The sequence below is a fragment of the Actinoplanes sp. SE50/110 genome, assembly GCF_900119315.1.
In the GTDB taxonomy this organism is placed as follows: Bacteria; Actinomycetota; Actinomycetes; order Mycobacteriales; family Micromonosporaceae; genus Actinoplanes.
In genome coordinates this window covers 2,079,914-2,093,981 of the sequence record NZ_LT827010.1, presented here as the reverse complement: position 1 = coordinate 2,093,981, position 14,068 = coordinate 2,079,914, and the positions used below count along the sequence as shown (strand labels likewise).

Genomic DNA, 14,068 nt, shown 5'->3' with positions numbered 1-14,068 from the left:
ATCCTCGGATCGCCGGCCACTTTGTTGTATCCGCTTGCCATAGTGTGTGAGACACACTATCGTTTCTGACATGACAATGGATGCGACGCTAGCGGGGCATCTGCAGGAGTTGCGGCGCGGCACCGTCGTCGTCGCCAGCCTCACCGTCCTGCGCAGCCCCGGCTACGGCTACTCCCTGCTGGAGACGCTCAGCCGGGCCGGCTTCGAGGTCGAGGCCAACACGCTCTACCCGCTGCTGCGCCGGCTCGAGGCGCAGGGCCTGCTGACCAGCGAGTGGAACACCGACGAGCCACGGCCGCGGAAGTTCTACCGGACCACCGCGCAGGGCGATGCCATCGCCGAGACCCTGCGCGGCGAGTGGGCACGACTCGACACCGCCATCGGCGACCTGGACCTGAACGGGAGCGCGAAATGACCAACCTCGTCGACCGATACGTCTTCACCGCCCTGCGTCGCATCCCCGAGCAGCAGCGCGCCGACATCGACCGGGAGCTGCGCGCCTCCATCGAGGACGCGGTCGACGCCCGGGTCGACGCCGGCGAAACCCGGGAGGCCGCCGTCGAGACCACGCTCACCGAGCTGGGCGACCCGGAGCGGCTCGCCGACCGGTATGCCGGGCGCCCCGGCCACCTGATCGGGCCGGATGTCTATCCGCTGTGGCGACGGCTGGTCACCACCCTGCTCTGGACCGTGCTGCCGATCATGGCGACCATCTCGGTGGTCGTCCAGCTCTTCGAGGACGCCGACATCGGCAAGATCATCGGCGGGGTGGTCGGCACCACGCTCACCGTCGGCACCCACATCGTCTTCTGGGTCACGCTGATCTTCTGGATCGTCGACCGCAGTGGCGCCGCCAAGGGGCTCCGCCCCCGATGGAGCGTCAAGGACCTGCCGAAATACGAGGCGGCCCGGGCCACCATCGGCCAGCTGATCACCGGCGTGGTGTGGTCGGCGCTGCTGATCCTCGCCCTCGTGCTGCAGCAGTTCACCTTCACCGACGTGCCGCTGCTCGACCCGGCGAACTGGACCTTCTGGTGGCCGCTGATTATCGCCCTATTCGTGCTGCGCGCCCTCTACCATGTCGGGGTGCACCGGGTCGGCGGCTGGACGCGGACGGTGGCGGCGGTCAACCTGCTGCTGACCGCGGCGTACACGGTGCCGTTGGTGTGGCTGGTCAGCAGCGGCCACTTCTTCAACCCGGCCTTCCACGGCTTCCTCGACGTCCACGGCGGCGATGTCCGCGACTGGACCGGCACGGCGATCATCGCGGTCCTGGTGGTCGGCGGCGCCTGGGACGTGATCGACTCGGTGGTGCGCGCCGAGCGGTCCCGGCGGGGGCTGGCCCCGGCCAGGGTTCCCGGGTCCGGCGGGGGTTACGGCCTCGGCTGCTGACGCCCGCCGCCGGGCCGCAAGCCGCTCCCCTGTGCATCCCACCCGAACTCGGCGAGTCACGGCTGCGGCTCGCCGAGGTCGCATGCTCCCGCCTCCGGCCGCAGCCCCATCCTGGGCCCTCGGCAAGTCGCGGCAGTCTCCCGCCACGGATCGCCGAAGTCGCGCACTCTCGCCATCTCCGGCCGCGCACTCCTGCACACCGCCCTCCCCCGCTCGCCGCGACGCGTCCGCCGCGGTCAGGTGCGGGTGCGGGTGAGCAGGGCCTGGATCCGGGAGACCAGCTCCCGCGGACTGAACGGCTTGGTCACGTAGTCGTCGGCGCCGGCGCTGAACCCGCCCTCGACATCCTGCTCCTGTACCCGGGCGGTCAGCATGATGATCAGCATGCCGGCGGTGGACGGATCGGCCCGCAACATCCGGCACACATCGATCCCGGACAGCAGCGGCATCGAAACGTCGAGCACCGCAAGGGTGGGATGATGCGCCCGCGCCTGCTCCACGGCGGCCTGACCGTCGCCGACCGTGATCACCTCGAGCCCGGCCTGCTCCAACTTGAAGGCCACCAGGTCCCGGATGTCAGCGTCGTCGTCAGCCACGAGGACCGTGGTCACGGCAGCTCCCCTCGATCGGCATCACTACCAACCGACCATAACCGGTTGTTTACCCATATGTCGGTCGGTCACCAGCTTTGCCTCAGCCTCCACTTTCGCGGCCGCCGCCGTCCTCGCCGCCATCCCGGCATTCGCGGCGGGTTCGGCACCGGTTTCGGCCGCAACCGTTCCGCAACCCGGGTGCGCCTGGGCTGCATCCCGGCAGCGGTGTCCTGGTTTCCAAGCAACCACCGCGCTACCTCGAACGGCCCGGGAGGACCGATGACCGCCCTGATGAACGACGTCCGCACCGAGGCGCTCTTCGTCTCGGACCTGCAGCGCTCGCAGCAGCCGACCGCGGAGCTGATCCGCGAAGCGGTGTCCGCCACCGTCGACCGCCTCGGCGAGAACGGCTGCGCCGCCCTGGTCGCCCAGGAATTCGGCGAACACCCGGACTGCGCGATCGGCCGCATGCGCTGGGCCCGGTCCGCGGTACGGCTCGCCTTCGCCGCCTGACACCGCAAGCCCGCCCAGGCCCACCGGCAACCCACCGCCCACTGGACACAACCCGCCCACCCAGGGGGCCGCCCGCCCACCACGGATTGTGGCAGGAAATCAGCGGATCGACGGACGCCCTGTGGACAACCCGGAGGGGCATGTCGCCGCCGAAGCTCCTCAGCGGCATCGCCACCGCCGCGTTCAGCGGGCGACACGAATGCAGCGCCCGTTCAGGCGACGCCTTCCCGGCGAAGCGGTGTCCCATCACGGCACGTACAGCGCGAAATGCCCTGCCGCCGGGAGCTGGACAGCGGCGCGCAACCACCATGCGTACAGCGCGAAATGCCCTCCCAGCGGAAGTCGACAGCGGCGCGCAACCACCGCTCGTACCATCAAATGCCCTTCCACCGGGAGGCGAGCAACGGCGCGCAACCACCGCACGTACCACCAAATGCCCTCCCACCGGAAGTGGACAGCGGCGCGCAACCACCGCACGTACCACGAAATACCGGTTCGACCGGAAGTGAACAGCGGCCCGTCATAGGGAAACGCCGGGAACAAGGGCTGGCGCAGCCGCGTCCAGCGCCGCTATCGTGTCGGCATGGATGCGCGCTTGAGCATGTGGTGGCCCGCCTGACGGCGGTCACACTTCGCGCGCTTCACAACCGCGGCCGCCTCGTCGAGGCGGCCGTTTCGCATGGTCCGGTCTCGGGGAGCGGTCGCCCGGCCCGGAATGAGGGACCATGCCTTTCGCCTACCTGCACCGTGACGGTGCCGACCATGTCGAGGTGCTCACCGGTGACGTGATCACCGTCGATGTGCTTGCCGACATTCCGCTGGACCCGGGGCGGCCGGTGCTCGCGGTGGTGCCGTACCGGCAGATCGCCGAGCGCGGATTCGATTGTGTGGATGACGGGGCGCCGCTGGAATGCCTGCTGGTGGATGCGGTGACGACCCGGCCGTTGAGTGATTTCCCGGCCGGTGAGCTGCGGGTTTCCGGAGGTGCGTTCGATCGGGACGACGCGGAGTACGGGCAGATCGTCGAGGAGGTGCTGCGGGACGAGATCGGGCACGGGGAGGGCGCCAATTTCGTGATTCACCGGGTGTTCCAGGCCTCGGTGGAGGGGGATCCGGTGGCGGCGGCGCGGGCCGCGTTCGGGCGGTTGCTCGCCCATGAGCAGGGGACGTACTGGACGTTCCTGGTGCACACCGGGCAGCGGACGTTGGTCGGGGCGACGCCGGAACGGCATGTCAGCGTGACCGACGGCATCGTGATGATGAATCCGATCAGCGGCACGTTCCGGCACGGGTCGGGCGAGTTGCTCGACTTTCTGCGGGATCCGAAAGAGGTCGAGGAGTTGTACATGGTCCTCGACGAGGAATTGAAGATGATGGCCACGGTGGCCGAGCACGGCGGCCAGGTCGCGGGTCCCTATCTGAAGCAGATGTCGCAGCTGACGCATACCGAATACCTGCTGGCCGGGCGTGGTTCGCTGGATGTTCGGGACGTACTTCGGGAGACGATGTTCGCGCCGACGGTGACCGGCAGCCCGATCGAGAACGCGTGCCGGGTCATTGCCCGCCATGAACGCCGCGGGCGACGTTATTACTCCGGCGTCCTGGCGCTGCTGTCCGTTTCTGATGATGGGACGCAGTCGCTGGACGCACCTATTCTGATTCGCACCGCGGAGATCACCGCCGACGGCACCCTGCGGGTGCCGGTCGGCGCGACGCTGGTCCGGCATTCGACGCCGGCGGGCGAGATCGCCGAGACCCACACGAAGGCCGCCGGCATTCTGGCCGCTCTCGGCGCGGCGACCATTGCGGTACGTACGCAGCCCCCACCCGCCCCGGGCGATGAGGCGCTGCGCCTGCTGGCGGCCCGCAACGTGGATCTGGCCCGGTTCTGGCTCGACTCGCGGGAGGCCGGGGCGCTGGTCGTCCCGGCGCTGGCCGGCCGGACCGCGGTGATCGTCGACGGTGAGGACACGTTCACCGCGATGCTGGCCCACCAGCTCAAGGCGCTCGGGCTGGCCGTGTCGGTGGTGCCGTGGTCGTCCCCGGTTCCGGCGGCGGACCTGCTGGTGGTCGGGCCCGGCCCGGGTGATCCGGCGGACCCGGTCGATCCGAAGATGGTCGCGATGCGCGCGGTGGTGGCCGACCGGCTGGCCGTCGGGTTGCCGCTGTTCGCGGTCTGCCTCGGGCAGCAGATGCTCGCGCTGCGGCTCGGGTTGCCGCTGATCCGGCGGGACTCGCCCTATCAGGGGCTGGCCCGGGAGGTGGAACTGTTCGGGGTGCGCCGCCGGGTCGGTTTCTACTCCAGTTTCGCGGCGGTGTCCCCGGCCGGTTCGCTGGATTCCGTGCACGGGCCGGTGGAGATCGCCCGGGATCCGGTGGACGGGACGGTGCACGCGGTGCGCGGGCCCTTCTTCGCCGGGGTGCAGTTCCACCCGGAGTCGGTGCTGAGCCGGGACGGCATCGACGTTCTTCGTGAACTTCTGCCGCCTTTGCTGGCCGATGTGGTTAGCCCGCTCCCGAACGGGTAGCGATAGGGCGTCGGTGGTCCAAGGTGATCGAGAGCCTCACCTTGGACCACCGCCCCGCGTCGAGTCCCCCTGCCGCCCCCGCTGCGGGCCGCGCCGCAGGTCGGCTGCCCGGGTCCCTGCGGCGTTGTTCACAGGGGTAGAAATCGCAGGTCACCGCGCGAATGCTGGACGCATGCCGATCGAAGAGCGCACCGCCCAGGCCGTCGACGCGATCCTCCTCCGCCAGCACGGCGTGATCACCTGGCAGCAGGCCCGGCGGCACCTCAGCGAGAAGGCGATCCGCCATCGCGTCCGGTCCGGCCGGTGGAGACGGGTGCACCGGGGCATCTATCTCGCCCACAGCGAGAGCTGCACCCGGCAGCAGTATCTGTGGGTCGCCAGCCTCGGCGCCGGCAACGGGCGGCCCGCACTCCTCGCCGGCGTCACCGCGCTGCAGGTCCTCGGGCTGCAGCGGCTGCCCGCCGACCCGCTCCCGATCCACGTGCTGGTCCACATCAGTCGGCCCGACCGCGACCCGCCGCCCGGGGTGCGGGTCCACCGCACCCGTCGGTTGAGCATGGTGGACGTCTGTCCGACGATCGCCCCGCCGTGCACCACCGCGGCCCGCGCGCTGGTGGACGCGGTGGAGTGGGCCACCGACGGCGACGACGCGACCCGGGTGCTCGCGGCGGCGGACGGCCAGCGCCTGGTCAGCCCGGAGCAGGTGCGGCCGGTGCTGGCCCGGCTCCCGCGCCTGTCCCGCCGGCGGCTGCTGGAGCGTGCCTTGGCGGCCTGAGCAGACGCCGGCCGGCGCAGCGCCGGTAGCGGCGGAACACCCGGCGAAGCACCGGTGGCCGGGGGAAACATCCGGCAAAGCAGCGGCGGCCGGCGGAACACCCGGGAGAGCACCGGTGGCCGGGGGCTGCCGCGTGCGACGGGCGCCGAGGCGGTGGCGATCCTAGGATCGAGGAATGGAGGCGATCTACTATTTCGATCCGGCTTGTCCGTTCACCTGGACCACCTCGCGGTGGCTGACCTCGGTCGCCGCGGAGCGTGGGATCCAGGTGCACTGGCGGGCGTTCAGCCTGTCGATCCTGAACGGGGACAACACGCCCGAGCAGTACCGGCCGATGATGGCGGCGTCCAGCCGCGCGTTGCGGCTGGTGGAGGCCCTGCGGGCGGATGGCCGCGAGGACCGGATCGGGGCGTTCTACACCGCATTGGGCGACCGTACGCATGAGGCGGGCACCCCGATCACCGACGCGATCGTGGCGGAGGCGGCGGAGGCGGCCGGCGTGGAGAAGGCGGGCGAGATCCTCGACGACCCGGCGTGGGACGAGGCGGTGCGGGAGTCGCACGAGACCGCGTTGCGGCTGGCCGGTCCGGGCATCGGCTCCCCCGTGCTGCACCTGGCCGGGGCGGCGCGTGGGCTGCACGGCCCGATCATCGGCGAGGTCCCCGACCGGGCGGAGTCGCTGGCGATCTGGGACGCCACCGCGGCCCTGATGCGGATCGGCACGTTCTTCGAGGTGAAGCGCGGCCGCGGCTGACCGCGGAACCGACGGGGGGTGCGGAAAACGGACGGAAATCCTTCTTCGGGGTGAAAAGGCGGTGCGGGGGCGGGTCGGCGGGGTTTACTGAGCGTTGGTCGACGGGTATCCGCACGGCGTCGTTGACCTCCGGAGGGACACCTTGGCCGAGCCGCACGTCACCCTCGACCCGCTTTCGCTGAACCCGGTGGAGCAGAAGCTGCGTGGTCCGTTGGAGGACCAGCTCAGTTCGGCGCTGCAGGCCGCGACGGTCAAAGTCCGGCAGCGCTATTCCGGGGAGAGCGTGGAGCAGGTCACCACGATGCTTCTCGATCAGGCGAGGGCCGGGCTGCACCCGGACATCGCCGCCGGTTTCCACCCCGACCACGAGCAACTGCGCCACGTGGCCGAGGCGATCGTGAGCACCGCGAACTGAACACCCCTGAACTGATACACCGCGACTGACCGGTCCGCCCCGGCGACAGGACCCGGGCCGGTCAGTCGTGCAGGGTCAGGATCAGGTCGACGACCAGCGCACTCCAGCCGGTCTGGTGCCAGGCGCCCAGGCCCGCGCCGTTGTCGCCGTGGAAGTATTCCGGGAAGACGATCAGGTCTTTCCAGTCCGGGTGGGTCTGGAAGAGTTCCGTCATGCCGTAGATCGGCCGCCGCCCCGTCGAGTCCGGGACGAACAGGGCGATCAGCCGGCGAGCCAGGTCGTCCGCCACCTCGTTCAGCGACACCTTCGTCTGCGACCCGGTCGGATACTCCACCCGCAGGTCTTCGCCGTAGAACTCGGCGAACTCCCGCAACGCCTCCACCAGCAGGTAGTTGACCGGCATCCAGACCGGCCCCCGCCAGTTCGAGTTGCCGCCGAACAGGCCGCTGGTGCTTTCCGCCGGCTCGTAGCCGACGGTGAAGTCGGAGCCGCCCAGCGACACCGTGAACGGTTTCTCCAGGTGGGCCCGGGACAGGGTGCGCAACCCGTACGGCGAGAGGAATTCCTCCGGGTCCAGCAACCTGGCCAGGATCCGCAGCAGTTGCTCCTGGCCGACCATGCTGAGCAGCCGCTGGCGGCGGCGGTCGGCGCCGCCGAGCCGGCGGGCGCTGATCACGTCGCCGTAGTCGGTCTGGTTGTGCAGCATCCAGCGGACCCGGGCGTTTACCTCGGGCAGCCGGTTCAGGGTATCCGAGGTGAGCCGGGTGGTCGCCGCGAGCGGCAGCAGGCCGACGATCGACCGGGCCTTGAGCGGGACCTTGTGCCCGTCCGGCAGCCGCAGCACGTCGTAGAAGAAACTGTCCTCCTCGTCCCACAGGCCCTGCCGGTACGCCGCCTCGGCGATGTACGTGAAGTGCTCGAAGAACTTGGTGGCCATGTCCTCGTAGGCCCGGTCGTGCAGCGCCAGATTGATCGCCATGTCCAGCAGGTTGAGGGCGTACATCGCCATCCAGCCGGTGCCGTCGGACTGTTCGAGGACACCGGCGACCGGCAGCGCGGCGGAGCGGTCGAACGGGCCGACGTTGTCCAGGCCGAGGAAGCCGCCCTCGAACACATTGTTGCCGCCGACGTCCTTGCGGTTGACCCACCAGGTGAAGTTGAGCAGCAGCTTGTGCATCACCCGGGACAGGAAGTCGTAGTCGCGGCCGCCGTCGATCTCGAAGACGCGCAGCGCCGCCCACGCGTGCACCGGCGGGTTCACGTCGGCGAACGACCATTCGTACGCCGGAATCTGGCCGTTGGGGTGCATGTACCACTCGCGGAGCAGCAGCAGCAGCTGCGATTTGGCGAAGCCGGGGTCGACACGGCTGATGCTGACACAGTGGAAGGCCAGGTCCCAGGCGGCGTACCAGGGGTACTCCCACGGATCGGGCATGCTGATCACGTCGAAGCTGTTCATGTGCCACCAGCCGTTGTTGCGGCCGTGGCGCCGGCCCGGTGGCGGCGGCGCGTTGCCCGGGTCGCCGACCAGCCACTGCTTCACGTCGAAGTGGTAGAACTGCTTGCCCCACATCAGACCGGCGATGCCCTGCCGGGCGACCGCGGCCTCCTCCTCGGTGGCCGCCGCCGGGATGATCCCGGCGAAGAACGCGTCGGCTTCGGCCTGCCGGTCGCGCATCACCGCGGTCCAGCCTCGGCCCAGGTCGAGCGGGGCGGGCGGGGCGTCGCTCTGGGTGAGCCGCAGCCGGATCGTCCGGGTCGCGCCGGGCTTGAGGGTGACCAGGTAGTGCAGGGAACCTTTGGTACCGGTCCCGGCCGGGTTGACCGTCGGCGCGTCGTCGACCAGGAAGTCGTTGATCCCGTCCTTGGGGTACGGGCTGCGCCCGGGCAGTCCCCACAGCCGCTGCGCGTTGGTCTCGTTGTCGCAGACCAGGGCCGGCGGCTTGCCCTCGGCGTCGAGGGTGATCTGGCCGATCGAGCGGTGCCGGCCGGTGAGCCGCCCGGGAGTGCCGGTCAGCTCCGGGACCGGACGGTTCGGCAGGCCCCACGCCCAGGTGTTGCGGAACCAGAGGGTGGGCAGGACGTGCAGGCTCGCCTTCTCCGGGCCGCGGTTGGAGACGGTGATCGCGATGCACATGTCGTGCGGGCCGGCTTTCGCGTAGTCGACGGTCACCGCCCAGAACCGGTCGGAGTCGAAGATGCCGGTGTCGACCAGTTCGTATTCGCTTTCGGTGCGGGACCGCTGGCCATTCACGCGAACCAATTGATCGTACGGGAATTCAGCCTGCGGATAGTGGTATCGCCAGCGCATCCAGGAGTGGGTGGGAGTGGAATCCTGATACCACCAGTAATCCTTGGCGTCCTCGCCGTGGTTGCCGCCGTCGCCGCCGAGGCCGAACATCCGCTCCTTGAGGATCGGATCCTTGCCGTTCCACAGCGCGAGGGCGAAGCAGAACGTCTGCCGGTCGTCGCAGACGCCGGCCATGCCGTCCTCGTTCCACCGGTAGGCCCGGGACCGGGCGTGATCGTGCGGGAAGTAGTCCCACGCCGTCCCGTGCTCGCTGTAGTCCTCACGAACCGTTCCCCAGGCCCGCTCGGAGAGGTAGGGACCCCAGGCTCGCCACGGCTGCTCGCCGGAGTCGGCCTGGGCCAGCCGATCCCGCTCCGACACGTCCGTTCTCACCATCCCCACCAATTACGACCAGGAGTCGATCACACTGAGACTGTCACGGTCTGGTGTCAAGTGTGTCGGCTCCGCCGATTCTGCCCATAGGTCGGAGGTCCCCATCCGTGTCCACCGTGCGCCCGATCACCTTCGGACCGCAGGTCTGTACCGATCTGACCAGTGGATCGTCTCGTGAATGGCTGGTACCCGACGGGGTGGGGGGCTATGCCATGGGCACCGTCACAGGGCTGCGGACACGGCGATATCACGGGTTGCTGATGGTGGCCGGGGACACCCCGGCGTCCCGCATGTTGGGCCTGGCTTCTCTCGATCCGGTCGTGACGCTGCCGTCCGGAGCGCGGGTGCGGCTCGCCTGCCACGAGTGGGCGGGCGGCGCGATCGAGCCGCAGGGGCACACCCTGTTGTCCGGTTTCGCCCTGATCGACGGGATCCCACGCTGGCGGTGGCGGATCGGCGACGTGGTGATCGAGCGGGAGCTGGCGATGGTCACCGGCCGGCCGGCGGTCGCCGTCGTGCACCGGCTGATCTCCGGCGGGCCGGTGCAGCTGGCCGTCGAGGCGCTGTGCACCTGGCGGGACCAGCACTCGTCGGGCTTCTCCGGCATGTCGCTCCCGGTCGCGGACGGCTGCGTCTTCGCCGGCGCCTACCGGATCGCCGGGCCGGGCTTCGCCGCGGCCGGCGAACGCTTCCGCAAGGTCCACTACCGGGCCGAGGCGTCGCGGGGCCTGCCGGCCGAGGAGGACCTGTGGTACGCGGGCAGCTTCCACGCCGCGCTCGACGCCCCCGGGAACATCTGCGAGATCGCCGCCTGGGCCGGTGAGCTGGACGATCCGCCGCCGCCGGCGGCCCGGGTGGTGGACGGGGCACGGGCCCGCAACCGGCGGATCGGCACGGATCCGCTCACCCTGGCCGCGGACGCGTTCGTGATCCGCACGCGCACCGGACCGGACGTGATCGCCGGCTACCCGTGGTTCGGGGCGTGGTCCCGGGACACGATGATCAGCTACGAGGGGCTCTTCCTCGCGACCGGGCGGGTTGCCGAGGGGCGCGAGCTGCTCACGGCGTACGCCGCACATCTGTCTGAAGGGATGGTGGCGAACACCGCGGACACCGGCCGCGTCGAGTACAACACCGTCGACGGCACGCTGTGGTTCATGCACGCGGTCGACCGGCACGTCACCGTCACCGGCGACACCGATCTCGCCGCGGAACTTGGTCCTTCCCTCAAAAGCATCATTCACCACCATATTGCCGGTACGCGGTACGGCATCCGTGCCGACCCGCACGACGGCCTGCTCCGGCAGGGCGCCCCGGGCGAGGCCCTGACCTGGATGGACGCGCGCGTCGACGGCGTGCCGATCACCCCGCGCTCGGGCAAGGCGGTCGAGGTGAACGCGCTGTGGATCAACGCGCTGGCCACCCTCGACGACAGTTTCGCGCCGCTGCTGCACCAGGCGCGGGACAGCTTCGCGCGGTCCTTCCCGACCCTGTCCGGGCTGCTCCAGGACGTGCTCGGCGAGCACACGCTGCGCCCGAACCAGCTGCTCGCCTGGTCGCTGCCGCACGCGCCGCTGCGCCCCGACCCGGCGGTGCTGACCCGGATCGGGGCGGCCCTGCTCACCCCGATGGGGCTGCGCTCGCAGGCGCCCGGCACTCCCGGCTACCACGGGCGGCACCGGGGCGGGCCGGCCGAGCGGGACACCGCGTACCACACCGGAACGGTCTGGCCCTGGCTCACCGGGCCGTACGTGTCGGCCTGGCGCCGGCTCGGCCGTGACGTCCCCGACGTGCTGGCCGACATCGACCACCACCTGGCCGAATACGGGCTCGGGTCGATCTCGGAGACCGCTGACGGGGACGCCCCGCACACCGGCACCGGCTGCCCGTTCCAGGCCTGGTCGGTCGCCGAGCACCTGCGGGTCCGTAAATTCTGACCATTGCCGGAAACCGTCCGCTGCCCGGAATCGCACCCGAATCGCAACCGGGGGTCGCGACGATGAGCGGATGGATCGCACCCGGCTGTGGCGGCTCTGGCTCGCCTTCGCCGCTCTCTGCGCGCTGTTCCGCTGCGCGGGGCAGCTCGCCGGCCTGCCGTTCCACGTGTACGAGATCCCCTACATGATCGTCACCTGCGGCGCCCCGCTGGCGATCTTCGCCGGTATCGCGATCAACCGGCCGGCCCGCCGGTCCGGCTGGGTCGTGCTGGCCCTGGGACAGGTCTCGTACGCGGTGGCGGACGTCATCTTCAGCTACAACGTGTTGAACAACAGCGAACAGGCCGAGCCCGCGCTCAGCGACGTCTTCTACCTGACCAGTTACGTGCTGATCGGCGCGGCGGTGCTGGTCTTCATCCGGCGCCGCACGCCCGGCTGGCACCTGGCCAGCGCGGTCGACGCGCTCGTCCTCGCGCTGTCGAGCGGCCTGCTCAGCTGGGTCTTCCTGGTCGGGCCGGTGGCTTTCGACCCGACCATCTCGTTGCCGGCGAAGCTGACCGAGGCGGCATACCCGGTGCTGGACCTGGTGATGCTGCTGCTCGCCGTACGGCTGGTGCTCGGCTCGGGCGCCCGCAGCGTCGCCCTGGGCCTGCTCTTCGCCTACCTCGGCACCATGTTCGTGGCCGACACCGGATACGCCGTCCTGGGCATCCTCACCGCGCAGAACGCCAGCGAGCCGTTCACCGGTGGCCTCTACGCCACCTCGATCGGCCTGTTGGCGGCATGCACGCTGCATCCGTCGATGCGGGACTTCGAAACGCGCAGCCAGGTCGCGCCGCCGGACGCCACCCCTGCCCGCCTGACCATGCTGACCTGCGCCGTGCTGATGGTCCCCGGCCTGCAGTTCGTCGAGCACCAATACGGCCGCGACCTGAGCATCCCCCTCACCAGCTCCACCTGCGCCGTGATGTTTCTGCTGGTCATGGTGCGGATGGCGGGCCTGGTCGCGGCCCAGCGCCGGGCCGCCGACACCGACGGCCTGACCGGCGTGTGCAACCGCCGCCACTTCGAACAGGTCCTGGCCGCCGAATGCCGCCGCGCCGCCCGGGTCGGCTACCGGATCGCCCTCCTCATGATCGACATTGACCACTTCAAGAAGATCAACGACACCTACGGCCACCCCGGCGGCGACCGCGTCCTGCGCGAACTCGCCCAGCGCCTGGCCACCGGCGCCCGGGCCGGCTCACTGATCGCCCGCTACGGCGGCGAAGAATTCATCGCCCTCGTCCCGCACATCACCGGCGACGACCTGCCACTGATCGCCGAACGTGCCCGCCTGGCCGTCAGCGGCCTGCCCATCCCGGTCACCGGCCAGACCCTGATCACCGTCACCGCGTCGATCGGGGCGGCCGCGGCCACCGGACCGCTCGCCGACCCGGCGGAACTGCTGCGGGCGGCGGACGAGGCCCTCTACGCGGCGAAGTCGGCGGGCCGCAACCGGTCGGTGATCGCACCCGAGGTCCGCGCCCCGGCCCCGGCCGCCTGACCAGGCCGCGCCCGACCTTTGCGCCGAGAATCCGCCCGGCCACGGCCACGCCGCCGCACTGCCGACTCGCTGCGCCCTGCGTGACCGCGGACCTGGCCCGGCCGCCTTTGAGCGCCGCCGCCCCGAGCCACGAAGTCGGCCTCCGTTTGACGGCACCGCGGCACGCAGACTCGCCGCGGCCGCTGGTCGGCCGGGTGGCGTTGGTTGGCCGGATGGCGTTGGTTGGCCGGATGGCGTTGGTTGGCCAGGCGGCAGGCGGCGCTGGCCGGCCAGGCGGCGCGCCCGTCGCGGCGACGTTCACGCCGCGGCAACCGCCCGCCGATAGGGTCCGGGAATGCCTGCCTCCGATTACGTCCGGAACCTTCGCGACCGCGTCGGCCAAGAGCTGATCATGTTCCCCACAGTGTCCGCGATCGTCCTCAACGACCGCGGCGAGGTGCTGTTGCACCAGCGCAGCGACAACGCCCGCTGGCACCTGATCGCCGGCCTGATGGACCCCGGCGAGCAACCGGCCGACGCGGTGGTCCGCGAGGTCGAGGAGGAAACCGCGGTCCAGATCAAGATCGAACGTCTGGCCGGCGTGGTCTCACACGACGTCACCTACCTCAACGGTGATCAATGCCAAATGGTCAACGTCTTCTTCCGCTGCCGCGCGACCGGTGGTGAGGCCCAGGTCAACGACAGCGAGTCGCTGGCGGTCGGTTGGTTTCCGCTGGACGCCCTCCCCGAGCTCGACAGTTTCACCCAGCGCATGCTCGCGTTGGCTCTTGACGAGAACGCGCCTCCCTATTTCGCCGCTCCCGGTGAAGGCGGTTTCTGAGGTCGCACCTCCCTGTTTCATCATCCGGCAGGACCGCATCTGATTCGTTCTCCGTTCGGCCCCCATCGTGGCAGAAAAAGGCCGTCGGAGGTTCGGCCTGTGGATAACTCGA

At 70.3% G+C, this 14,068-nt stretch carries 12 protein-coding genes; 10 read left to right on the top strand and 2 right to left on the bottom strand.

Translation table 11 applies throughout. The features are described 5' to 3' along the window. Nucleotides 1–70 precede the first annotated feature (70 nt). A complete protein-coding gene (locus ACSP50_RS09415) occupies nucleotides 71–415 on the top strand; it encodes a PadR family transcriptional regulator (RefSeq protein WP_014688935.1) in 345 nt (114 codons plus the stop codon). Continuing rightward, nucleotides 412–1,392, top strand: a complete 981-nt coding sequence (locus ACSP50_RS09410; protein ID WP_014688934.1) for a permease prefix domain 1-containing protein — start codon at nucleotides 412–414, stop codon at nucleotides 1,390–1,392. The genes ACSP50_RS09415 and ACSP50_RS09410 overlap by 4 nt, the downstream gene beginning before the upstream one ends. Before the next feature lie 236 nt (nucleotides 1,393–1,628). Here the strand turns inward: ACSP50_RS09410 and ACSP50_RS09405 are convergent, their stop codons facing one another. Beyond that, a complete protein-coding gene (locus ACSP50_RS09405; protein WP_014688933.1) occupies nucleotides 1,629–2,003 on the bottom strand; it encodes a response regulator transcription factor in 375 nt (124 codons plus the stop codon). A gap of 261 nt (nucleotides 2,004–2,264) precedes the next feature. On the opposite strand from ACSP50_RS09405, the gene ACSP50_RS09400 reads away from it, so the two are divergent. The 5 genes from ACSP50_RS09400 to ACSP50_RS09380 all read left to right on the top strand — a co-directional run bounded on the left by ACSP50_RS09400 (nucleotide 2,265) and on the right by ACSP50_RS09380 (nucleotide 6,970). Further along, nucleotides 2,265–2,498, top strand: a complete 234-nt coding sequence (locus tag ACSP50_RS09400) for a hypothetical protein (protein ID WP_014688932.1) — start codon at nucleotides 2,265–2,267, stop codon at nucleotides 2,496–2,498. A gap of 725 nt (nucleotides 2,499–3,223) precedes the next feature. Further along, nucleotides 3,224–5,026 (top strand): anthranilate synthase family protein, encoded by a 1,803-nt coding sequence (locus ACSP50_RS09395; protein ID WP_014688931.1) that lies wholly within the window; start codon nucleotides 3,224–3,226, stop codon nucleotides 5,024–5,026. A gap of 172 nt (nucleotides 5,027–5,198) precedes the next feature. Continuing rightward, nucleotides 5,199–5,801, top strand: coding sequence for a type IV toxin-antitoxin system AbiEi family antitoxin domain-containing protein (locus tag ACSP50_RS09390; RefSeq protein WP_014688930.1), 603 nt, complete (start codon nucleotides 5,199–5,201; stop codon nucleotides 5,799–5,801). Nucleotides 5,802–5,976: 175 nt separating this feature from the next. Further along, complete coding sequence (locus tag ACSP50_RS09385; protein ID WP_014688929.1) at nucleotides 5,977–6,555, top strand: DsbA family protein; 579 nt, start codon at nucleotides 5,977–5,979, stop codon at nucleotides 6,553–6,555. Between the two features lie 142 nt (nucleotides 6,556–6,697). Further along, the gene (locus ACSP50_RS09380) at nucleotides 6,698–6,970 is read left to right on the top strand and encodes a hypothetical protein (RefSeq protein ID WP_014688928.1); all 273 of its coding nucleotides are present in this window, start codon (nucleotides 6,698–6,700) and stop codon (nucleotides 6,968–6,970) included. A 61-nt stretch (nucleotides 6,971–7,031) separates the two neighbouring features. Here the strand turns inward: ACSP50_RS09380 and ACSP50_RS09375 are convergent, their stop codons facing one another. Continuing rightward, nucleotides 7,032–9,656, bottom strand: a complete 2,625-nt coding sequence (locus tag ACSP50_RS09375; protein ID WP_014688927.1) for a glucosidase — start codon at nucleotides 9,654–9,656, stop codon at nucleotides 7,032–7,034. A gap of 113 nt (nucleotides 9,657–9,769) precedes the next feature. On the opposite strand from ACSP50_RS09375, the gene ACSP50_RS09370 reads away from it, so the two are divergent. From ACSP50_RS09370 to ACSP50_RS09360, 3 genes are all read left to right on the top strand, one after another. Beyond that, entirely contained in the window at nucleotides 9,770–11,590 is a 1,821-nt protein-coding gene (locus ACSP50_RS09370) for an amylo-alpha-1,6-glucosidase (RefSeq protein WP_043513803.1), read from the top strand. Between the two features lie 70 nt (nucleotides 11,591–11,660). Beyond that, nucleotides 11,661–13,136 (top strand): diguanylate cyclase, encoded by a 1,476-nt coding sequence (locus tag ACSP50_RS09365; RefSeq protein WP_014688925.1) that lies wholly within the window; start codon nucleotides 11,661–11,663, stop codon nucleotides 13,134–13,136. A gap of 334 nt (nucleotides 13,137–13,470) precedes the next feature. Next, the gene (locus ACSP50_RS09360; RefSeq protein WP_014688924.1) at nucleotides 13,471–13,956 is read left to right on the top strand and encodes an NUDIX domain-containing protein; all 486 of its coding nucleotides are present in this window, start codon (nucleotides 13,471–13,473) and stop codon (nucleotides 13,954–13,956) included. The last annotated feature ends 112 nt before the right edge of the window (nucleotides 13,957–14,068 follow it).